The organism is Ruegeria arenilitoris, from assembly GCF_013030985.1.
GTDB lineage: Bacteria > Pseudomonadota > Alphaproteobacteria > Rhodobacterales > Rhodobacteraceae > Ruegeria > Ruegeria arenilitoris_B.
On the sequence record NZ_WPYP01000001.1, the window covers coordinates 962,058 to 982,386 of the forward strand.

At 57.4% G+C, this 20,329-nt stretch carries 22 protein-coding genes; 13 read left to right on the forward strand and 9 right to left on the reverse strand.

Features of this window, described 5'->3' with window-relative positions; genetic code table 11:
• Positions 1-738, reverse strand: coding sequence for a 3-oxoacyl-[acyl-carrier-protein] reductase (gene fabG / locus GOX88_RS04765; protein ID WP_170399855.1), 738 nt, complete (start codon positions 736-738; stop codon positions 1-3).
• 41 nt (positions 739-779) lie between these two features.
• A complete protein-coding gene (fabD, locus tag GOX88_RS04770; RefSeq protein WP_170399858.1) occupies positions 780-1,718 on the reverse strand; it encodes an ACP S-malonyltransferase in 939 nt (312 codons plus the stop codon).
• Positions 1,719-1,888: 170 nt separating this feature from the next.
• Between fabD and GOX88_RS04775 the strand changes: the two genes are divergently transcribed.
• Positions 1,889-3,115 (forward strand): cytochrome b/b6 domain-containing protein, encoded by a 1,227-nt coding sequence (locus GOX88_RS04775; protein WP_170399861.1) that lies wholly within the window; start codon positions 1,889-1,891, stop codon positions 3,113-3,115.
• A 53-nt stretch (positions 3,116-3,168) separates the two neighbouring features.
• Here the strand turns inward: GOX88_RS04775 and GOX88_RS04780 are convergent, their stop codons facing one another.
• On the reverse strand, positions 3,169-3,741 hold the full coding sequence (locus tag GOX88_RS04780) for a YceI family protein (RefSeq protein ID WP_170399865.1): 573 nt from the start codon (positions 3,739-3,741) through the stop codon (positions 3,169-3,171).
• Between the two features lie 126 nt (positions 3,742-3,867).
• Positions 3,868-4,377: a hypothetical protein gene (locus GOX88_RS04785; protein ID WP_254436142.1), complete on the reverse strand. Its 510-nt coding sequence runs from the start codon at positions 4,375-4,377 to the stop codon at positions 3,868-3,870.
• A gap of 293 nt (positions 4,378-4,670) precedes the next feature.
• On the opposite strand from GOX88_RS04785, the gene rpsF reads away from it, so the two are divergent.
• The 6 genes from rpsF to GOX88_RS04815 all read left to right on the forward strand — a co-directional run bounded on the left by rpsF (position 4,671) and on the right by GOX88_RS04815 (position 8,437).
• On the forward strand, positions 4,671-5,024 hold the full coding sequence (gene rpsF, locus GOX88_RS04790; protein WP_170399869.1) for a 30S ribosomal protein S6: 354 nt from the start codon (positions 4,671-4,673) through the stop codon (positions 5,022-5,024).
• 27 nt (positions 5,025-5,051) lie between these two features.
• Positions 5,052-5,279 carry a 30S ribosomal protein S18 gene (gene rpsR, locus GOX88_RS04795; RefSeq protein WP_005608650.1) on the forward strand — a complete coding sequence of 76 codons (228 nt, stop codon included), beginning with the start codon at positions 5,052-5,054 and terminating at the stop codon, positions 5,277-5,279.
• A gap of 12 nt (positions 5,280-5,291) precedes the next feature.
• Positions 5,292-5,912 carry a 50S ribosomal protein L9 gene (gene rplI / locus GOX88_RS04800; RefSeq protein ID WP_170399873.1) on the forward strand — a complete coding sequence of 207 codons (621 nt, stop codon included), beginning with the start codon at positions 5,292-5,294 and terminating at the stop codon, positions 5,910-5,912.
• Positions 5,913-6,065: 153 nt separating this feature from the next.
• On the forward strand, positions 6,066-6,545 hold the full coding sequence (locus GOX88_RS04805) for a lytic transglycosylase domain-containing protein (protein ID WP_170399875.1): 480 nt from the start codon (positions 6,066-6,068) through the stop codon (positions 6,543-6,545).
• Positions 6,546-6,773: 228 nt separating this feature from the next.
• Positions 6,774-7,475: an autoinducer binding domain-containing protein gene (locus GOX88_RS04810; protein ID WP_170399877.1), complete on the forward strand. Its 702-nt coding sequence runs from the start codon at positions 6,774-6,776 to the stop codon at positions 7,473-7,475.
• Between the two features lie 107 nt (positions 7,476-7,582).
• Positions 7,583-8,437: an acyl-homoserine-lactone synthase gene (locus tag GOX88_RS04815; RefSeq protein ID WP_170399879.1), complete on the forward strand. Its 855-nt coding sequence runs from the start codon at positions 7,583-7,585 to the stop codon at positions 8,435-8,437.
• Between the two features lie 98 nt (positions 8,438-8,535).
• Here GOX88_RS04815 and tig read toward each other — a convergent pair whose 3' ends face one another.
• The 3 genes from tig to GOX88_RS04830 form a co-directional block, all read right to left on the reverse strand.
• Complete coding sequence (gene tig, locus GOX88_RS04820) at positions 8,536-9,867, reverse strand: trigger factor (RefSeq protein ID WP_170400258.1); 1,332 nt, start codon at positions 9,865-9,867, stop codon at positions 8,536-8,538.
• A gap of 184 nt (positions 9,868-10,051) precedes the next feature.
• The gene (locus tag GOX88_RS04825) at positions 10,052-11,176 is read right to left on the reverse strand and encodes a porin (protein WP_170399881.1); all 1,125 of its coding nucleotides are present in this window, start codon (positions 11,174-11,176) and stop codon (positions 10,052-10,054) included.
• Positions 11,177-11,480: 304 nt separating this feature from the next.
• Positions 11,481-13,025 (reverse strand): NAD(P)H-hydrate dehydratase, encoded by a 1,545-nt coding sequence (locus GOX88_RS04830; RefSeq protein ID WP_170399883.1) that lies wholly within the window; start codon positions 13,023-13,025, stop codon positions 11,481-11,483.
• Between the two features lie 169 nt (positions 13,026-13,194).
• On the opposite strand from GOX88_RS04830, the gene GOX88_RS04835 reads away from it, so the two are divergent.
• The 5 genes from GOX88_RS04835 (at position 13,195) to GOX88_RS04855 (ending at position 17,686) form a co-directional block, all read left to right on the forward strand.
• Positions 13,195-13,533 (forward strand): P-II family nitrogen regulator, encoded by a 339-nt coding sequence (locus GOX88_RS04835; protein WP_170325301.1) that lies wholly within the window; start codon positions 13,195-13,197, stop codon positions 13,531-13,533.
• Positions 13,534-13,563: 30 nt separating this feature from the next.
• The gene (gene glnA / locus GOX88_RS04840) at positions 13,564-14,970 is read left to right on the forward strand and encodes a type I glutamate--ammonia ligase (RefSeq protein ID WP_058280622.1); all 1,407 of its coding nucleotides are present in this window, start codon (positions 13,564-13,566) and stop codon (positions 14,968-14,970) included.
• Between the two features lie 102 nt (positions 14,971-15,072).
• Positions 15,073-15,717 (forward strand): MSMEG_1061 family FMN-dependent PPOX-type flavoprotein, encoded by a 645-nt coding sequence (locus tag GOX88_RS04845; RefSeq protein ID WP_170399885.1) that lies wholly within the window; start codon positions 15,073-15,075, stop codon positions 15,715-15,717.
• Positions 15,718-15,783: 66 nt separating this feature from the next.
• Entirely contained in the window at positions 15,784-16,572 is a 789-nt protein-coding gene (locus GOX88_RS04850; protein WP_170399887.1) for a lytic murein transglycosylase, read from the forward strand.
• 199 nt (positions 16,573-16,771) lie between these two features.
• A complete protein-coding gene (locus GOX88_RS04855) occupies positions 16,772-17,686 on the forward strand; it encodes a hypothetical protein (RefSeq protein ID WP_367647752.1) in 915 nt (304 codons plus the stop codon).
• A gap of 36 nt (positions 17,687-17,722) precedes the next feature.
• On the opposite strand, the gene GOX88_RS04860 is transcribed toward GOX88_RS04855, so the two are convergent.
• Positions 17,723-18,466, reverse strand: a complete 744-nt coding sequence (locus GOX88_RS04860; protein ID WP_367647757.1) for a heme-dependent oxidative N-demethylase family protein — start codon at positions 18,464-18,466, stop codon at positions 17,723-17,725.
• Positions 18,467-18,585: 119 nt separating this feature from the next.
• Between GOX88_RS04860 and dddP the strand changes: the two genes are divergently transcribed.
• Entirely contained in the window at positions 18,586-19,929 is a 1,344-nt protein-coding gene (gene dddP / locus GOX88_RS04865) for a dimethylsulfonioproprionate lyase DddP (RefSeq protein ID WP_170399893.1), read from the forward strand.
• Between the two features lie 4 nt (positions 19,930-19,933).
• Here the strand turns inward: dddP and GOX88_RS04870 are convergent, their stop codons facing one another.
• On the reverse strand, positions 19,934-20,122 hold the full coding sequence (locus GOX88_RS04870) for a hypothetical protein (RefSeq protein ID WP_170399895.1): 189 nt from the start codon (positions 20,120-20,122) through the stop codon (positions 19,934-19,936).
• Between the last annotated feature and the right edge of the window lie 207 nt (positions 20,123-20,329).

The window sequence follows — 20,329 nt, forward strand, 5'->3', positions numbered from 1 at the left end:
TCACAACATGGCCATGCCGCCATTCACATGCAAGGTAGCGCCTGTGACATAACCCGCTTCGGGGCTGGCAAGGTACAGAACTGCCGCAGCAATTTCCGATGGCTCGCCCATCCGACCGGCCGGAACCTGAGTCAGCAGGCCGGATTTCTGATCGTCGGTCAGCTTGTCGGTCATCGCCGTCGTGATGAAGCCCGGAGCCACCGCGTTGGCTGTGATTCCGCGGCTTGCGACCTCGCAGGCCAGAGACTTGGTCATGCCGACCATACCCGCCTTGGACGCGGAATAGTTGACCTGACCCGGGTTCCCGGTTGCACCAACAATGGACGAGATGTTGATGATCCGGCCCCAGCGCGCCTTCATCATGCCGCGCAACACACCTTTGCACAGCTTGGCGGTGGCGGTCAGGTTCACGTCAATCACACTCTGCCATTCCTCGTCCGACATGCGCATGAACAGATTGTCCCGCGTGATGCCCGCATTGTTGACCAGAATATCGACCGAACCCATCGCATCCGCCGCCTGCTTCGGCAGCGCGGCAACGGCTTCGGGATCGCTCAGGTTGCAGGGCAGGACATGGGCACGTTCACCCAACTCATCCGCCAATGCCTGCAGAGGCTCGACCCGTGTACCAGACAGCCCGACAGTGGCCCCCGCGCCATGCAGAGCACGCGCGATATCGCCCCCGATACCGCCCGAAGCGCCTGTGATCAGCGCGTTCTTACCTGTCAAATCAAACATTCGGTTTCCCTTTTGGTGCGTCCCGACGGGACGTTTTAAGCTTACGATTCGGCCTCAGTGACCTTTTGCACATCTTCCGGCGTGCCGACGGCCTTGCCCGCGATGTCGCGATTGATCTTGCGGATCATGCCCGACAGGGCCTTGCCTGCGCCGATCTCCCATGTCTCGGTCACGCCCTGCCCGGCCATGTACTGCACGCTTTCGCGCCAACGGACCGAACCGGTGACCTGTTCGACCAGCAACTGGCGGATCACGTCGGGGTCGGTGACCGCTTCGGCGCGTACATTCGCAACCAACGGCACAGCAGGTGCCTTGATTTCAACAGCAGCCAGAGCCTCTGCCATTACATCTGCAGCAGTTTGCATCAGCGCACAGTGAAATGGAGCACTCACAGGCAACATAACCGCGCGTTTGGCACCTTTTTCCTTGGCGATCTCTGCCGCGCGTTCCACGGCAGCCTTCGCACCCGAGACCACAACCTGCGTCGGGTCGTTGTCGTTCGCGGCCTGACAGACTTCACCCTGCGCGGCCTCTTCGGCAACGGCGCGGACGGCGTCCAGGTCCAGCCCAAGAATGGCGACCATCGCGCCCTCGCCGACCGGAACGGCGCTTTGCATTGCCTGACCGCGGGTGCGCAGCAAACGGGCGGTGTCGGCAACCGACAACGCACCGGCAGCGGCCAAAGCCGAGTATTCGCCCAGCGAATGACCGGCGACAAAGGCCGCATCGGTGACCGAAACGCCCTCGGCCTCCAGCGCGCGCATCGCGGCGATCGAGGTGGCCATCAGCGCCGGCTGTGCGTTCTGCGTCAGCGTCAGGTCTGCGATATCACCTTCCCAGATCAGGTTGCTCAGCTTTTCACCCAGCGCCTCGTCGACCTCGTCGAACACAGCCTGAGCAGCCGGATAAGCCTCGGCCAGAGCCTTGCCCATCCCGATGGTTTGGGCGCCCTGCCCCGGAAAAACGAATGCGCGTGTCATTGCGACCTCTTGGATGACGTTAGGTTGCCGGGGGGTGTAAACCGAGTGCGGACGCGGCACAAGCATTGCCTGACGTCTGCACTGTGGCACCGTTGATGTGCACACTGCGCTATTGAGTCCTGATCCCATGGCCTTAGGTTGAACCCAACCACCCCAGCCCGGAGCAACAGATGCCCTCGACCAATACCTTTTCCAGCTATGGCAGCGTGGCCAAGACGTTTCACTGGCTTACTGCCTTGCTGATTTTCACGGCGCTGCCGCTGGGATGGATAGCCAATGATCTGGCCCACGCGATCTATGACCCCTCGATCCCGACCACCGAAGACGATATCGCCTGGGCAACCCGCCTGTTCTCGGTGCACAAGACCGTGGGTGTCACTGTTTTCTTTGTCGCCCTTGCCCGTATCCTTTGGGCTGTGACGCAACCAAAACCGGGGCTGCTGAACGCCGAGAACAAACCCGAAGCCTTCGCCGCCGAGATCGTTCACTGGATGCTCTATGCTTCGCTGGTTCTGGTGCCGTTGACCGGCTGGCTGCACCATGCCGCATCCGAAGGGTTCGCACCAATCCTGTGGCCCTTTGGACAAAACCTGCCCCTCGTGCCCAAGTCACTCTTTGTCTCCGAGGTGACATCCGGCCTGCACTGGCTGTTCATCTGGGTTCTGGCCGGGTCTCTGGTCCTGCACATTGTCGGAGCCCTCAAGCACCATGTGGTTGACAAGGACAGCACCCTGCGCCGCATGTTGCCCGGCCAATCGGATGCGCCCCAGCCCCCTGCGCAGCACCATTCAATGATCCCAGCTGCCGCGGCGCTGGCGGTCTGGGTGGCGATTTTGATCGGTGGCTGGTCCATCGGTATCTTCTCTGACCACTCCACTGCGGCGACCGACACAGCCGAACTGACCGAGGTACAATCGGACTGGCAGGTGCAGGACGGCGACCTGTCCATCACCATTATCCAATTGGGTAGCCCGGTGACCGGTCGTTTCGCCGACTGGACCGCCGCGATCGCCTTTGAAGATCCGGCAGAACCGGGCCTGGCTGGATCAGTGGACGTGACGATTGCCATCACATCGCTAAGCCTTGGCACGGTTACGGATCAGGCCATGGCCGCCGATTTCTTTGACAGCGGCCAGTTTCCCACCGCCCAATTCAAAGCTGACATCTACAAGACTGACACCGGGTACGAGGCGCGCGGCCCCGTGACTATTCGCGACAAATCGGTGGACGTCGTGCTGCCGTTCACCCTTGATCTTCAGGAAAACACCGCAACGATGGCCGGAGAGCTGCAGCTGAACCGTCTGGACTTCGACGTTGGCACCTCACAACCGACCGAAGAGTCATTGGGCTTTGGGGTCGTGGTCTCAGTCAACCTGACCGCTGAACGAGAAAAATAAAAAAACCGCCGGGGCAGCACCCCGGCGGATTCGTTTCAGAGGAAGAAACCGGATTATTCGGCCTTCTGTGCCTCGATCGAAATCCGAACTTCGACTTCGTCGCCGACGAACGGTGCAAACTGACCCAGTTCAAAATCGCTGCGAACCAAAGTGGTGGTGGCATCGAAACCTGCCCAAGGCTTGTTCGCCATCGGGTGATCAGCAACCTGATTGAGCTTGGCGTCCAGAACGACCGACTTGGTCACGCCGTTCATAGTCAGATCGCCAGTGATATTGGCGGTGCCTTCGCCGGTGACCTCGATACCGGTCGAAGTAAAGGTGATCATGTCACCTTCGGCCACGCCGAAGAAATCCTCGGTCATGAAGTGATCTTCGCGCGGCTTCCAACCGGTGAACATCTCGACCACAGGCATCGAAACGGAAACGCTGGACGCTGCCGGATCTTCCTGATCGAACATGATCTCGCCCTCAAAGCCCGAGAACATGCCGGTTGTGGTCGAAAAACCCAGGTGGTTGTAGCTAAAGACAACCTGGCTGTGGCTTGGGTCCAGAGTGTATTTCTCGGCGCTTGCGAACGCCGAGGTCGCCGAAACGGCCAGTGCAGCAGCAAGAAGGGTGGATTTCATGACAATCTCCGCAATTTTGTGGATGCAATCCTGTTGGGTTGCTCGATAACGAAAATGTGCTGCCCAAGGGCAGCACACAAGTATCATTCTCTCACATTTTCTGTTCTTTGATGAACAGAATAAATCTTAGGCGAAGATTGTTACACTTCCACTCAGCTGTCCTTTAAGAGCCCGGCTGACATCCGCCGACTGCAACGGCAGCTTCATCAGCAGGCTGCCATCGACGTCGAACAGCTCGACCTGTTCGTCTGCAAAGCGCGCACCGCCCAGCGTGTCATAGCTGCGGCGCAGAACGGTTTGCGGGCGTCCGTTTTCGTTCTTTTGCAGAACCCGGACCTCGCGGCGGATCGGGTCGAAATACGCGTCAGGGCGGGCATCGAGGATCTGGATCGTCAGCAGGCTGACCCCGACCAGCAGGAACATCAGCGACGCAGCCAGTTTGATCGGCCAAACCTCGGTCGCCATGACGGATCCGTCCATAAGCCACATGGAAAACGCCATCACGATCAGAAACGCACCGACAACCCGGGCCAGAACCATTCGGACCTTCCAGTTCGGCTCAAACCCAATCAGCACCGGTACAGATTTCTCATAGTTCGCGGATTTTGCGGACTCATCGAATGTGTTCGTATTCATCGCACTCATATCTCTCACCCTGTTTTCAGGTTGCCGTCCTGGGTCCGGTATCTCCGGATGTTTCCCGGTATGGAAAACAACTTTGAGCCGAAAAACGTCAGGAATTGGGCGGCGCAATGAAAATAGCGCGACTTCACCAAGGCATCTGTGGCAGGGCTTGCCCCTCGCGCTGGAACGTGTATATGGGGCCATCCTTCGCAAATCACATGAATCGCGCAGCCTCTCGTGGCAGGGTCGCGGAGGGTTAAACGGCCCCGCCTATGAAATGCGCCTTGATAGAAACAGGAGTGCACATGCCACTGTATGAGCATGTAATGATCGCGCGTCAGGACCTGTCCAACGCGCAGGCAGAAAGCCTCGTCGAACACTTCGGCACCGTTCTGGCTGACAACGGCGGCAACGTCGTCGAAAGCGAGTACTGGGGCGTCAAGACGATGGCCTACAAGATCAACAAAAACCGCAAAGGCCACTATTCCTTCCTGAAGACCGACGCCCCTGCTGGCGCCGTTCAGGAAATGGAGCGCCTGATGCGCCTGCACGAAGACGTCATGCGCGTTCTGACCATCAAGGTCGACGAGCATGCCGAGGGCCCCTCGGTCCAGATGCAGAAGCGCGATGAGCGCGAAGGCCGCCGCGAGCGCCGCTGATCTAAGCCTGACGAAAGGACATAAACCATGGCCGCAAAACCATTTTTCCGCCGCCGCAAGGTCTGCCCGTTCTCGGGTGAGAACGCGCCGAAGATTGACTACAAAGACACCCGACTGCTGCAGCGCTACATCTCTGAGCGCGGCAAGATCGTACCTTCGCGCATCACCGCCGTTTCGGCGAAGAAGCAGCGTGAACTGGCCCGTGCTATCAAGCGCGCCCGCTTCCTCGCCCTGCTGCCCTACGCTGTGAAGTAAGGAGAGACTGACATGCAAGTTATCCTGCTGGAACGCGTTGCGAAACTGGGTCAGATGGGCGACGTCGTTGACGTCAAGCCCGGCTACGCCCGTAACTTCCTGCTGCCCCAAGGCAAAGCCCTGAGCGCATCGAACGCCAACATCGCATCGTTCGAAGCCCAGAAAGCGCAGCTTGAAGCCCGCAACCTGGAAACCAAGAAAGAAGCTGAAGCACTGGCTGAAAAGCTGGACGGTCAGCAGTTCATCGTGATTCGCTCGGCATCGGATGCTGGCGCTCTGTACGGTTCGGTCACCCCGCGTGACGCCGCAGACGCTGCGACCGAAGCAGGTTTCACCGTCGACAAGAAACAGATCGCCCTGATCGCTCCGATCAAGGAACTGGGTCTGCACTCGCTGGCAGTCAAACTGCACCCCGAGGTCGAAGTTGAGATCAAGATGAACGTCGCCCGCTCGCAAGAAGAAGCCGAGCTGCAGGCGTCGGGCAAATCGATCCAGGAACTGGCCGCGGAAGAAGAAGCCGCTGCTGAATTCGAAATCGCCGAACTGTTCGACGATATCGGTTCCGCTGCTTCCGACGACGAAGAGCTGGTTGCCGAAGAAGCTCCGGCTGAAGAAGACGAAGCCAAAGCCTGATCCGGCCGATCCGAATTTTGAAAAGGCCGCACGATTTGTGCGGCCTTTTTTCTTGCACACGCCAAACGGGCAAAATTCAGCCAGAATTCAGACCTACGCTTGCACGCGGCTTCGTGTTTCCTATCATCGCGGCCTGAATTTCGGAGTACACAGATGACAATTTTCTTGCGCCGTAGCGTCCTTGCCATATTGCTGACAGCCCCTTTCGCCGCTTGCGGCGGGCCGGACACGCCGACACAGGATGCATTCGATCCCCCGCTATACCCCAACGAGACGCCTGAACTGCGCGCATCGATCAACCAGTGGGCGGACCACTACGAAGTTCCGCGCGAACTGGTGCACAAGCTGGCGATCCGCGAAAGCACTCATCGCCCTTGGGCCGTCAACCGCCCGTATTACGGTCTACTGCAGATTCTGCCCGCCACGGCGCGCTCGATGGGCTATTCCGGAAATGCACAGGGGCTGCTGGATGCGGACACCAACCTCGAATTTGCGGGCAAGTACCTGCGCGGTGCGTGGCTGCTTTCGGACGGTGACCAGCAACGGGCGATTTTTCTGTATGCCAAAGGATATTATCCGGAAGCCAAGGCGCGGGGGATGCTGGTCGAGACCGGGTTACAGCCATCACAATAGGTTATTAAGCATAGTGCAATTCGAGCATAAGTGATGAAAAAGTGACACAATTGCTCTTTTGCGTTTAACACGTGCGCAAAATGCGCATTCAGTTTTTCCATCGTCTTGTCATGTTCGGGAAAGTATGTTGTCCTTATTATCGCACGGTAACCTTGTTCCACTCTTGGTACTTTACTGGCCCGAAGACACCATCGGGCTTAAAGACAAGTCGTAGTTTGTAGGCGCAATATGGAGATAATCGATCTGAGCACCCTGCCAGGATCAGAAACTCGATACACCGAGTTTTTGAAGCAGGTGTGTGAAAAGTTCAATATGGACCATGCAGCCTATGCCGGGATGAATCCATCCGAGGGGAAAGTTGCGGGGCACGTTACCTACAATGACGACTGGAAAGAGCATTATCAGAAACATGATCTGGTGATGATCGACCCAACGCTGCATATAGCCAAACGCAGCATCGCTCCGGTTGACTGGGGCCGCTTGGAACGCAGCCCAAACTTCCAACGCGTTTTTCGCGACGCTCATGATTTTGGACTGCCCAGTCAAGGGGTTACCATCCCCGTTCGCGGGCCTTATGGTGATATCGGCTTTCTCAGCGTGACGCGTGACTGTTCAAAGGAAGAATGGCGCAAGCTATATGCCCATGTCATCAGTGATCTTCAGGGCATGGCAGTACACATGCATGACAATGTCATCACCTCGGACGATTTCACTGGCGCTTTGTATCACCCCAACCTTTCGACCCGAGAAGCAGAGATTCTTCAATGGGTTGCGGCGGGGAAATCGCAGCAGGACATAGGCGATATCCTTTCAATCTCGCACCGCACGGTCGAGGTTCATCTGCGATCAAGCCGGGAAAAGCTATGCGCGCTAACCACGCCACAGGCCGTGGGTCGCGCCATTGCAGTCGGGCTTATTGGTACGGGTTAGGCCTAGAACCCCCAAATTTCGAACAAAATACGGGAAACCCCCAATAGAAATTCTTCCCCAAAACGGTAACGTCTAGTTTACCAAACAACCACTCGAAGGGGGAAGAAATGATCATCGTAGTAGATGGGCTGAACAGACATTTGTTCAGCGACGTTCTTGACGAGATGTTCGAGTTGAGAGCACGTGTATTCGGTGAACGTCTCGGATGGGACGTCAAAATCGAAGACGGCAAAGAGATCGATGAATTCGACGGTCTTGATCCGACTTACGTAATCGGTTTCGACGACGCGGGGAATGTCGTCGCAGCCGTGCGCGCCCTTCAGACCACCGGACCCCATATGCTGGCCGATGTATTCTCGGCCATTCTGGACGGAGAACCACCTATTCGAAGTGCGACACTGTGGGAATCCACCCGCTTCTGCGTCGATACCCAACGGTTGACCCGCGGCAAAGGTGAAAACTCGCTGTCCTATGCCACTTGTGAACTGATGATCGGTTCGCTGGAATATGCCAAGGCTGCGGGTGTCCAGGACATTGTCACCGTCATTGATCCTGTGATGGATCGGGTGCTCAAACGCTCGGCCTGTGCGCCTTACGACTATGTCGGGAGAACCGTGCCGATGGGCAAGGTTTCAGCCCTCGCGGCACTGGTGGACTGCACTGATGAGCGCATCGCCAGCCTGCGAGAGTTTGCGGACATCCAAGAGAACGTGTTCCTTGAAGAGGAAGAGGCGCTGGCGCTGTTCAACAGCAAGAAAAAAGTCGGGCCAAACGTCGCTAACCGTGATCACCAGCCGCTGACCGAGCTTGAGAAGTACTTTGTCGAACAGATGCATTCGGCAAGAACGAAAGAAGAAGTCGGCGATGTGCTGAAGCTGATCGAGGCCCTTTCGGACCGTTTCACGCCAGAGCAAAAGACCGCTCTGCTAAGTACCCCCCGTGCTTTTGCTCATGAGGCCTGACCCCCTCACCTCATAGTACAAAAGCCACCCACCGGAGCCGTCTGATAACAGACGGCTCCGCTTTTTTTGGTGCCCATATGGGGATGGGCGGAAGAGGATTACTCCTCTTCCAGTGCTTCAACAGCTTTTTGCAGGTCGTCCTTGCTGACTTCTTTGTCAGCGACCTGAGCCAGTTCGACGATATAGTCGATGACCTTGTCTTCGAAGATCGGCGCGCGTAGTTGCTGCTGCATCTGAGCGTTCTGCTGTACGAACTCAAAGAACTGACGTTCCTGACCCGGGTACTGACGTGCCTGGTTCATGATCGCCTGGGTCATCTCAGCGTCGGTGACCTCAACCTCGGCCTTCTGGCCCAGCTCAGCCAGCAGCAGACCCAGACGTACGCGACGCTCGGCCAGCTTGTTGTGCTCGTCGGTGGGCTCGATCTCGCCGTGGTCGTGACCTTCCACTTCCGGGTTTTCTTCGTGCCACAGCTGGTGTGCGATCTGTTTGGCTTCGGCTTCAACCAGCGACGGCGGAAGGTCGAAGGAAACCTTCTCGTCCAGAATGTCCAGCAGAGCACGCTTCATGACAGCGCGCGATGCACCGTTGTATTCGGCTTCCAGACGCTCGGCGATCTGGCCTTTCAGCGCTTCCAGATCCTCGGCACCGAATTTGGTGGCCAGTTCGTCGTTGATCTCGGCCGCAACGGGCTCTTTCACCTCTTTCACGGTGCAGGTGAAGACGGCGTCTTTACCGGCCAGATGCTCGGCACCGTATTCCTCGGGGAACTTGACGTTGACGTCTTTTTCTTCCTCGGCCTTCACGCCAACCAGCTGCTCTTCGAAGCCAGGGATGAAGCTGTTGGACCCCAGAACCAGCGGGTAGTCTTCGGCGGAACCGCCTTCGAACTCTTCGCCGTCCACTTTACCAACGAAGTCGATCACGACCTGATCGCCGTCCTTGGCTTTGGAACCTTTGCGGCGCGCTTTGAAGTCCTGAGCGGTTTCGGCCAGGTTGTTCAGCGCTTCTTCGACAGCCGCGTCGTCGGCTTTGACAACCAGCTTTTCCAGCTCGACCGATTTCAGGTCAACTTCAGGAATCTCGGGCAGCGCCTCATAGGACATCTCGACGTGGACGTCGTCGCCTTCTTTCCAGTCTTCGTTGGTCATCTTGACCTGCGGCTGCAGCGCAGGACGGTCACCGCTGTCTTCGAAGTGCTGGTTCATGGCGCCGTCGATGCTTTCCTGCATCGCTTCGCCCAGCAGGCGTTGGCCAAACTGCTTTTTCAGCAGCGCCATCGGCACCTTGCCTTTGCGGAAGCCCTTCATCTCGATCTCAGGCTGCGCTTCGACCAGCTTTTCGTTCACTTTGTCGTCCAGCTCAGCCGCGGATACGACGATGTTATAGCCGCGCTTCAGACCTTCGTTCAGCGTCTCGGTAACCTGCATTATGGTAGTCCCCATAGGATTCGGGGCGCGCAAAACGGCGCGCCAGGCAAATTTGACGCCTTCTATTTGCCCAGCAGCCCACGTGCAAGGGGCAAAGCCCGGATCGGTCTTGTTTTGCCGCCGATTTGAACAAAAAAAAACGCCCCGGACAGAGCCGGGGCGCATGTTTGTCAGATAACCTGGATCAGAACTTCCAGAGCGCGCCCAAAACCCACGCTTCGTTTTTGTCGAAATCGGTAGTGTCGTCGAAATCGTGGTTGCGATACTTCAGGTAGGCATCGGTGTTGATGCTGTCGATCCGCTGAACGACGGCAATACCCCAGGACTTCGTGCTGGACCCCTGGTTTTCGAAATCCGAGCCGTCAAAGTAGTCGATACCGACACCGGTTTTACCCCAGGATACCCAGTCGCCTTCATAGGCCAGCTTGGTGTACCAATAATCCGGATCACTTGCCCCGGTCGCCGTATCGTCACGCGAACCCAAAGCTGCCGTAAAGCTGAACCCGCTGGGCAGCAGTACCGAAGCGGACCCGATCGTGTCTTTCCGCTCACCCGAGCCATCGTCGAAATCACGCACTGCATAAGCTACGCTGGCGGCGAATTCGACACCGTTGGCGAAGGTGTTGCCGTAATTGACTGCGATGTCGTAGTAGTCGTCGTCATCGCTGCTGGACAGGATGTTCTGACCATAGGCAATTGCGCCCGAAAACCCGTTGAAATCCGGAGTGTCATAGCGGATACGCCCGCGACGCCCGCCGTCAAAGTTGCTGGACGAGTCGCCCACGGTGATGTCGCTCAGGATGCCGTCAGTTCCGCGATAGAAGAAGGCGCCGTTTTCATCGTTGGTGAACGAATACAAAGCCGTTCCGACATAGGACAGGTCAGTCTCGGCAGCCCCGTCCGAGGCCATGCTGCCCTGACCGGCCGAGAATTTACCGTAGCCACCCTTCAGCGAGAAATCGACGTGGCGGATATCTTCACGGGTCCAACCGTTGGTATTGGTGCCATCCTGGTTGGCCGTTCCCGTGCTTGGCAGACCCAGCCCGGTTTCAAAGCGGAACATGAACTCGTTGCTGCCATAGGGCTGCATCAGCCGCAGACCAACGCGGCTGTTGGACAGGTCGTTGTCCAGCAAGCGGGTCTCTGTTTCCGCGCCGTCATCGACGGATACGATCACCGGATCGAGCTGACCGTACAACAGCACATAACCGCCGCTGTTGTTTTCGTATTTCATCTCAGCCGCGGCAGGAATTGCCGTCGTTGCGGCCAGTACAGCCGCCATTGAGGACAGTTTCAGTTTTTGCGTCATATCATTCACCTTGAAAATTCCGGCTCCCTTTGCCCTTCAATCGCGCAGTTACCGCTGACATTCCAGCCGCCGTCGGCGATACTTTTGGGGTATTGCAAACTTGCCACTCAGATCACGGAAGCCGGACTTAATTCCCATTGCAATCAACATATTACCTGCGGTCACGCCGCAGACAGAGTCCCACTCCAAGGGAATTTTGACGCCCTGCCATGCGCGTGGCAAACACTCGGTTCGACCACACCGCAATCTTATCGGCCAATTGCCGCCGAGCACGGGTCGGATCGGCCAAAACCCGCTTAGAAAATCAGATATTCAGTTCTTTAAAAACCTTAGGCAATTGCTCGGGCAAATCTTCGGCGATCAAACCCGGTCCGAATGCGCGCGCGCACTCCACATGCAACCAGGCCGCCGTCTCCGCCGCCTGCATCGGGCTGAACCCGCGAGCGAGAAGCCCGGTAATAAAACCTGCCAGGACATCGCCCGAACCTGCGGTCGCCAACCAAGGAGCCGCGCGTTCGTACATTGCCGCATTGATCGAACACTGGCCGTTTGGCGCGGCTATCACCGTATCCGGCCCCTTGAACAACACCACACAACCCGCCCGTTTCGCCGCCTCTCGCGTTGCATCCACTTTGGAATAGGCCGGGCCTTTGGTAGGCACTGCTGCCAGCTTCTCGGCAATATCCGGGAACAGCCGTGAAAACTCTCCTCCATGTGGCGTCAGAACACAGTTTTCGTGGAGTTGAGAGAACAGCGCCGCCGGATCATCCGCAAACGCCGTCAGCGCGTCGGCGTCCAGAACCGTGGCTCGTTCGGCTTTTAGGGCAGCAGGCACCAATTCGAGCGCACGCTCGATACCCAACCCTGGACCGAGACACAGAGTGTTCAACCGCTCATCCTTCAGAACGTCAGTCACGCCATCCGCGCCTTCAATTCGCTGCAACATGATGGCGGTCACCTGTGCTGCAACCTCCATCTGAGCGACCGGAGGTACCGCCAGAGTCACCAACCCCGCCCCTACGCGCAAAGCCCCCCGCGCCGCCAGCCGCGCCGCACCGGTTTTCGCGGAGCCGCCGGAAAAGACCAGGGCGTGACCATGCGCGTATTTGTGAGTCTGAGGAAGTTTTTTTAAGCGTTTTGGTACGCCCTCAACCAAACCTAAGATCGCCCCGTCTGCCTTCTCATTCCAAACTTCATTTATGCCAATTGACTTCACGACCAGCCGACCAGATTGATTTGGTCCTCGATCTAAAAAATGACCCCGCTTAGCCCGGTGAAACGCGACTGTCAGATCAGCGACCGCGAACACACCAAGCGACTTGCCACTATCTGAGCAAAGCCCAGACGGCGCATCAATTGCGACAACTTTGATCTCCCTTGCTTCGATCAAGGCGTCAAAAGACTGCAAAACTTGCGCAAGTTCCCCTTCAATGCGGCGAGCCAGCCCGGTTCCAAAAACGGCATCAACAATTAGATTCGGTTCTTCGGCTTTCGAAAGCGAGCCCTTGCGTCGAAGATCCCCGACAGTGCCCGCCTCTCGCCACTTCTCATAATTGGCCCGCGCATCCGGTGGTAGCTTTTCCGTATCGCCATACAGAAAGACTTCGACCTCCCAACCCTGATCACGCAACAGACGCGCCACGACAAACCCATCGCCGCCATTGTTTCCCGGACCGCACAAAACCACAGCCCGACCAGCTGTCGTCACCAGGTCTGGCCACTCTTCAACAATCGCCTCGACAACGCCCTGCCCGGCCCGCTCCATCAGCTCCAGCCCCGTTACCTCACCGGAGTCAATCGCGGCCCGTTCGATGGCCCGCATCTGCGCAGCTGTCAGCAATTCCGTCATCTCAAATCCCTCAGCGATTCAATTCTGATTACTTTTTGTGCAAGTCGATCAAAATTTCACCTGCCGCCTATTTTCTCGGCACGCGCGTGCCGCCATTTTCGCAATCAGATTGCCGACCGATCTTAGACGTGATCAGTGCCTTCCTGACAAGTATTATAGGGAGCCCGGGATGAAGAAGATCGAAGCGATCATCAAGCCGTTCAAACTGGACGAAGTGAAAGAGGCGCTGCAGGACGTGGGTGTCCAGGGTCTCAGCGTGATCGAGGTCAAGGGTTTTGGCCGCCAGAAAGGTCACACCGAACTCTATCGCGGTGCGGAATACGTCGTGGACTTTCTGCCCAAGGTGAAGGTCGAAGTTGTACTGGACGATGATCAGGTCGATGCCGCCATCGAGGCCATCGTTTCGGCCGCCAAGACCGACAAAATCGGCGACGGCAAGATCTTTGTCTCGCCCGTTGAGCAAGCCATTCGCATCCGGACCGGTGAAACCGGCTCGGAAGCGCTGTAATCGAACACTCCAAGTAGAGGAATAGAGAGTATGAGCAAGGACGCAGTTCTTCAGCTGATCAAGGACGAAGGCGCCGAATACGTCGATGTTCGTTTCACCGACCCGCGCGGCAAGCTGCAGCACGTTACCCTGATGGCCGATCAGGTTGACGAGGACTTCCTGGAAGAAGGCTTCATGTTCGACGGTTCGTCCATCGCGGGCTGGAAGTCGATCGAAGCATCCGACATGAAGCTGATGGTCGACACCGAAAGCGCCTATGTCGACCCGTTCTACGCGGAAAAAACCATCTGTGTGCACTGCTCGGTTGTCGAGCCCGACACCGGCGAAGCGTATGAGCGCGACCCGCGCGGCACCGCCCAGAAGGCCGAAGCGTACCTGAAAGCATCGGGTATCGGCGACGTTGCCTATATGGGTCCCGAAGCTGAATTCTTCCTGTTCGACGACGTCCGTTTCTCGAACAGCATCAACAAGGTATCCTACGAAGTTGATGCAACCGACGCGTCGTGGAACACCGACACCGAATACGAGATGGGCAACATGGGCCATCGTCCGGGCGTCAAAGGCGGTTATTTCCCGGTCAACCCAATCGACGAAGCACAGGACTTGCGTTCGGAAATGCTGTCGACCATGAAGCGTCTGGGCATGAAGGTCGACAAGCACCACCACGAGGTCGCTTCGTGTCAGCACGAGCTGGGCCTGATCTTCGACAGCCTGACCAAACAGGCAGATGAGCTGCAGAAGTACAAGTACATCATCCACAACGTCGCGCACGCCTACGGCAAATCGGCTACCTTCATGCCGAAGCCCATCGCAGGTGACAACGGCACCGGCATGCACGTGAACATGTCGATCTGGAAAGACGGCAAGCCCCTGTTCGCTGGCGACAAATACGCTGACCTGTCGGACGAAGCGCTGTACTTCATCGGCGGCATCCTGAAGCACGCCAAGACCCTGAACGCCTTCACCAACCCGGCGACCAACAGCTACAAGCGTCTGATCCCAGGCTTCGAAGCCCCCGTTCTGCGCGCCTACTCGGCCCGTAACCGTTCGGGTTGTGTCCGTATTCCGTGGACCGAAAGCCCGAAAGCCAAGCGTGTCGAGGCTCGCTTCCCCGATCCGGCCGCGAACCCCTACCTGGCGTTTGCCGCTCTGCTGATGGCTGGTCTGGACGGCATCAAGAACAAGATCGATCCGGGCGAAGCCATGGACAAGAACCTGTACGATCTGCCTGCCGAAGAACTGGCCGACATCCCGACCGTTTGCGGCTCGCTGCGTGAGGCACTGGAAGCTCTGGCATCCGATCACGACTTCCTGCTGCAGGGCGACGTGTTCACCAAAGACCAGATCGACGGCTACATCGCACTGAAGATGGAAGAGGTCGAAACCTACGAGCACACCCCGCACCCGGTTGAATACGGCATGTACTACAGCTGCTGATCCGGTTTTGGGTTTACATCTGCAAGGGCGTCCAATCGGGCGCCCTTGTTTCATTTGGCGTGATCTTCCACACTCAGAACCAGCCCGGTCAGGAGAGTTTCAATGCCAACTGATGATCCCTTCTCGCAATTCTCGGAGTTCGTGACCTCGGTTGAAGAACTGGAGCGCATATCCGGCGCCCCCCTGCCCCAGATCCTTGCCAAGGAAATTCCCGCACTGGACCAGATGTGCCGCGATTTTATCGCGGCCTCACCCTTTTGCCTGATCGCCTCGGCCAACCCGGGCGGGCATCTGGATATCTCACCGCGCGGAGACCCCGAAGGTTTTGTCCAGGTGATTTCGGACACATTGATGGCAATCCCCGACCGCCCGGGCAACAAGCGTGTGGATACCTTTCACAACCTGCTGCTGGATCCGCGCGTCAGCCTGATCTTCTTTGTCCCCGGCAAGATGGAGACTCTGCGCATTCGCGGCAGCGCGCGAATCTGCGCCGATCCTGAGCTGTTGAACGGGATGGCGGTGAACGAACATGCGCCCAAGCTGGCCCTGCTGATCCATGTCGAAACGGTGTTTGCACATTGCCCCAAATGCGTCATCCGTTCGAACCTGTGGCAGCCTGAAAAGTGGCCAGACTCGTCAAACCTGCCGAATATGAACGCGATGATGGTGAAACACGCCAAAATCGACAAAACACCCGAGGAGTGGTTCGAATCTCTGAAAGGTACCGGAGAGCTGGACCTCTATTAACTGCTTTGCGGATCTCAAGATGCAGCTTACCCTTGATCTCAGCCATTGTTTAACCGGATTTTGCTGATGTTTCGATTTGCCTTGATTATAGCCCTGTCCCTGCCAACGCTTGCAACGGCCGCCCCCTGCGGCAACACCAGCAGCGGGTTCGAGGCCTGGAAACAGGATTTCGCGAAACAGGCCAAGCGCTCTGGTGTGAAAAAGAAAGGCCTGCAAGCGCTGGCGCAGACCCAATACGCCACGCGCACCATTGCGGCGGACCGCAATCAGAAAAGTTTCAAATACTCGTTGGACAAGTTCATGCGGGTTCGCGGCGCCGATACGATCGTGGCACAAGGGCGTAAACGCAAGGCGCGCAACCCGCAATTCTACGCAGCACTGGAACGGCAATATGGCGTCCCGAGCGGCGTGCTGATCGCGATCCACGGAATGGAAACAGGGTTCGGGAATTTCATGGGCGACAGTCAGGTTGTTTCCGCAATCACAACACTGGCTTACGATTGTCGCCGATCCGAGTTCTTTATCCCCCATGCCATCGGAGCGCTGAAACTGGTTGATCAAGGCAGCATTACGACCGCGACCAAAGGGGCGAAGCACGGCGAATTGGGGCACACTCAGTTCCTGCCGGGTAATGCGCTGGTCTACGGTGTCGATGCCACCGGCGACGGTCGCGTGGATTTCTACAACATGACCGACGCGCTGGCCTCAACCGCGAATTTTCTACGGCAGAAAGGGTGGAAGCCAGGGCGCGGCTATCAACCGGGGCAACCCAATTTCAGGGTAATTCAGGAATGGAACGCGGCCTCGGTCTATCAGCAATCCATCGCCATCATGGCCGCCCGAATCGACGGCTGATACGCGCCATGTTTCAGCGCCAATACACCGCAATCCGGCCACATTATTGCCACAGATGTTAAGCGGCCCCCAAAATGCCTAGGTTTCCAAAGAGTAATCAATCCCGCTGATTTTTCATTTTTTTCCATTTTCGCCAAATTCTGCCCCATATCGGTTGTTAACCTGTTTCTCAGGACAGGATACGACAAAGGAATGCGTGGTGACTTCGAAGCACAGCTATCACGGCGGTCTTCAGTTCAACGGGAAAACCGAGGGCGCGCTTGAGCGTTTCGGCGCCATTGTTGCAACGACTTTGGGCGATTATGGTCACCTGGTCGAACGCAAGACCATACTGAGCGAGACCGAAGCCAGCATCGTATCCAGCCAGTATCTGGTTCGTCTGACTTTGGATACTCAAGTCGTCGGCGCAGAAGATCGGTTCGGTCGTCTGGACCGCGCTGCGGGGCTGAAGACAGCAAGCAGACCGGTTGTCACCCTGCCGAAGAACCGTCTGACGATCACGCTTTCGCCGGTGTCTCCGTTGTTGGATGACAGCGAAATCTCTGAGCTGATGCTGGTGGTCATCCTGTATCGGATGGTCGATATCTGCGCGACGCAGCGTGTCGAGTGGCTGTCGTCCAACACCATTCTGACCGTTGAACAATTCATGAGTGCGTTCGACACTTTGACGCCTCCAAAAACACGAAACAGAAAACAGATTTTCGAGGCAGTGACAGGCCCGTTCGCGGGGTTGAACATTCCTGACGAAGAGGTCCTGGATGAGCCGCAAAAAAGGGCGCTTTCACCAGCAGCCCGGCCGATCCAGTTGTCTGATGAGCAGTTGCTCAGCATCGCTTTTCGGACAGAAACCAACGAGCAGCCAACTGATGGGGAAAAGGACACGCGCCCCCTCGACCACGACAAACCCAGTGATATCCTGCGACTATCCAGTTGGGGATTGACCGGGGCCGTGGCTAGCGTGTCCGTACCCATCGCGGTCTCTGTGGCCGCAGTGAACCTGATCAGAGGTGAAGATTTTCGCCTGAACACTCAGGTTCTTGCCTACACCGTCGCAATCTCCGCTCTCAGCACAAGCGGGGCATTCGCCGGTGTCGCCAATGCGTTGGGCATGTAGAACTAAACTTCAATACCCTCCGTGGAGGCCCCGCCGTCAGGCGGGGTTTTCCATTTTGTGCAGGCGCTGCGCCTCAAGCACATAGGTATGGATTGTAAAGACCACTGCCCGCGTTTCCGGCAGGCGCAACAAGGTCTGACGTTCGCTGCGCAGGAATTGGGCAGCCCCCGGATCACTGATATCGCGCGGGTCGCTGGAGCTGCGGGGCTGGTGCAGCTCGGCATCGTCGTACCAAAGCGCATTGAACCGCCACAGCGGACGCCCCGGCTGTATCCCGTCGAACAGGCGCTGCACCCGGCGGGCGATGTCGGCGTCATAGCCAGATACCGGGATGTGGATTTCGATCAGAGGGCGCATGAACTTTTCCGTCAGGCGCCAACTGGCGGGAAAGCACAGAATGGCCCCGGTCAGGAGATGCTCGTCACCGTGCTTTTGCAGGATACAGAAATCTTCCTGCACCAGACGGCATAGAGTGTCCAACGGGCGTGAGCGGTCGATTTCAACAACCTGACCTTCCGGGCGGGTGACCTGATCGGTGCAACCCGGATAGACCTGATGCAGAACCATATCCAAAAGCTCTTGCGCTGCGGGCTCGGCACCCGGATCCAGCGCCAGAACGTCAGGTCGCCGCTCCTGCAAAATCTCTTCGCGCCGCCGCATCTGTCCGGCAAACGCATCATCAAAATGCAGCCAGTCATCCATGCTTGCCGGTTGGATACCGGGCAAAGGGCGCGGCGTCAGCGGATCATAGGGGATCGAGGTCTGTAGGATCGTCATAATGACGGCCTACCACCAGTTGAACGGGTTGTCGGCCCAAAAGCGACGGGTGCGCCGTCGCAAACTTTCAAGACGCCAGGAAAATGATTCTTCACGTTAAATTTCAGGCAGGGAGGCCCACCATGAACCAGCATTACCGCGACAGCCGCAAGATCGACCCGACCAAAGGCAAAACACTGGGTGACGGTACCCCAAACGACAATGACCGGATCGAGATCGGGCCGACACAGCTGGCCTTTGCGGAATGGGACTCAGCCGGACTGGCCCTGCCCGATCTGGCCCGGATGCGGGAATACCGATGGAAACGCCTGACCAAGGCCATCGTGGACCGCGGTTATGGCGGGCTGCTGATGTTTGATCCGCTCAACATCCGTTACGCCACCGACAGCACCAACATGCAGCTGTGGAACACCCATAACCCGTTCCGCGCCGTGTTGCTGTGCGCCGATGGCTACATGGTGATCTGGGATTACAAGAACTCCCCTTTCCTGTCTAAGTTCAACCCGCTGGTGCGCGAACAACGCTCGGGCGCGGATCTGTTTTACTTCGACCGCGGCGACAAGGTGGATGTGGCGGCCGATGTATTCTCGAATGAGGTGCGGCTGTTGATCGACGAACATGGCGGCGGCAACAGACGTCTGGCCGTCGACAAGATCATGCTGCACGGGTTACGCGCATTGGAGGCGCAAGGTTTCGAGATCATGGAAGGCGAAGAGGTCACCGAAAAGACCCGCGCCATCAAGGGCCCGGACGAGATTATGGCCATGCGCTGTGCGCACCATTCCTGCGAAACCGCCGTGGCCGAGATGGAGAAATTCGCTCGCACCAATGTGGGCGATGGCAAAACCTCGGAAGATGATATCTGGGCCGTTCTGCACGCCGAGAACATCCGCCGCGGCGGAGAATGGATCGAGACCCGCCTGCTGGCTTCGGGTCAGCGTACCAACCCGTGGTTTCAGGAATGCGGGCCTCGGATCACGCAGAAAAATGAGATCATCGCTTTTGATACTGACCTGATCGGATCTTACGGCATCTGCATCGACATCTCGCGCACGTGGTGGATCGGGGACGAAAATCCCCGCCCCGACATGGTCTATGCCATGCAACACGCGCATGAGCATATCATGACCAATATGGAGATGCTGAAACCCGGCGTGATGATCCCCGAACTGACCGCCAATGCGCATAAGCTGGACGACAAGTTTCAGGCCCAGAAATATGGTTGCCTGATGCACGGCGTCGGCCTGTGTGATGAGTGGCCTCTGGTCGCCTATCCGGATAAGGCTGTGGCGGGGTCTTACGATTACCCGCTCGAGCCCGGTATGGTTCTATGTGTCGAAGCCGCCGTCGGAGAGGTTGGCGGCGACTTCTCGATCAAGCTCGAGGATCAGGTTCTGATCACCGAGGACGGGTATGAAAATCTCACGACCTACCCGTTTGATCCCCAGTTGATGGGACAGGCGTAACGCCTCAGTCTGGCCAGGTGGAACGCCGAACGTTGCCGTGCCAGTCCTCGGACGGGATGGTGACTTCGGCTGTGGTCGATGCCGTTGGCCAGGTCTGACCCAGCGTGAATCCCAGCACACCGGTCAGGGCGATGACGATCAGAAGGTCGGGGCGGAATACAACGCCACGCGGGGCGGATGCGGTATGGGACATGTGAGCCTCCTTGGCTTGCTATCAGTGATAGCTGCAAGATGGGGGCATTCATGAGATTAATAAAACGAATATTTATCATCCATTGCATCACAAATATTGAACTACAAAATCCCGATTTCCTGAACCGAAAGCGCTCACTTTTCTCACCTTCCCGTTACGCGTCTTACAATGGGGTTGAGGCACCAGTCGGAAGGACACAGTATTGGG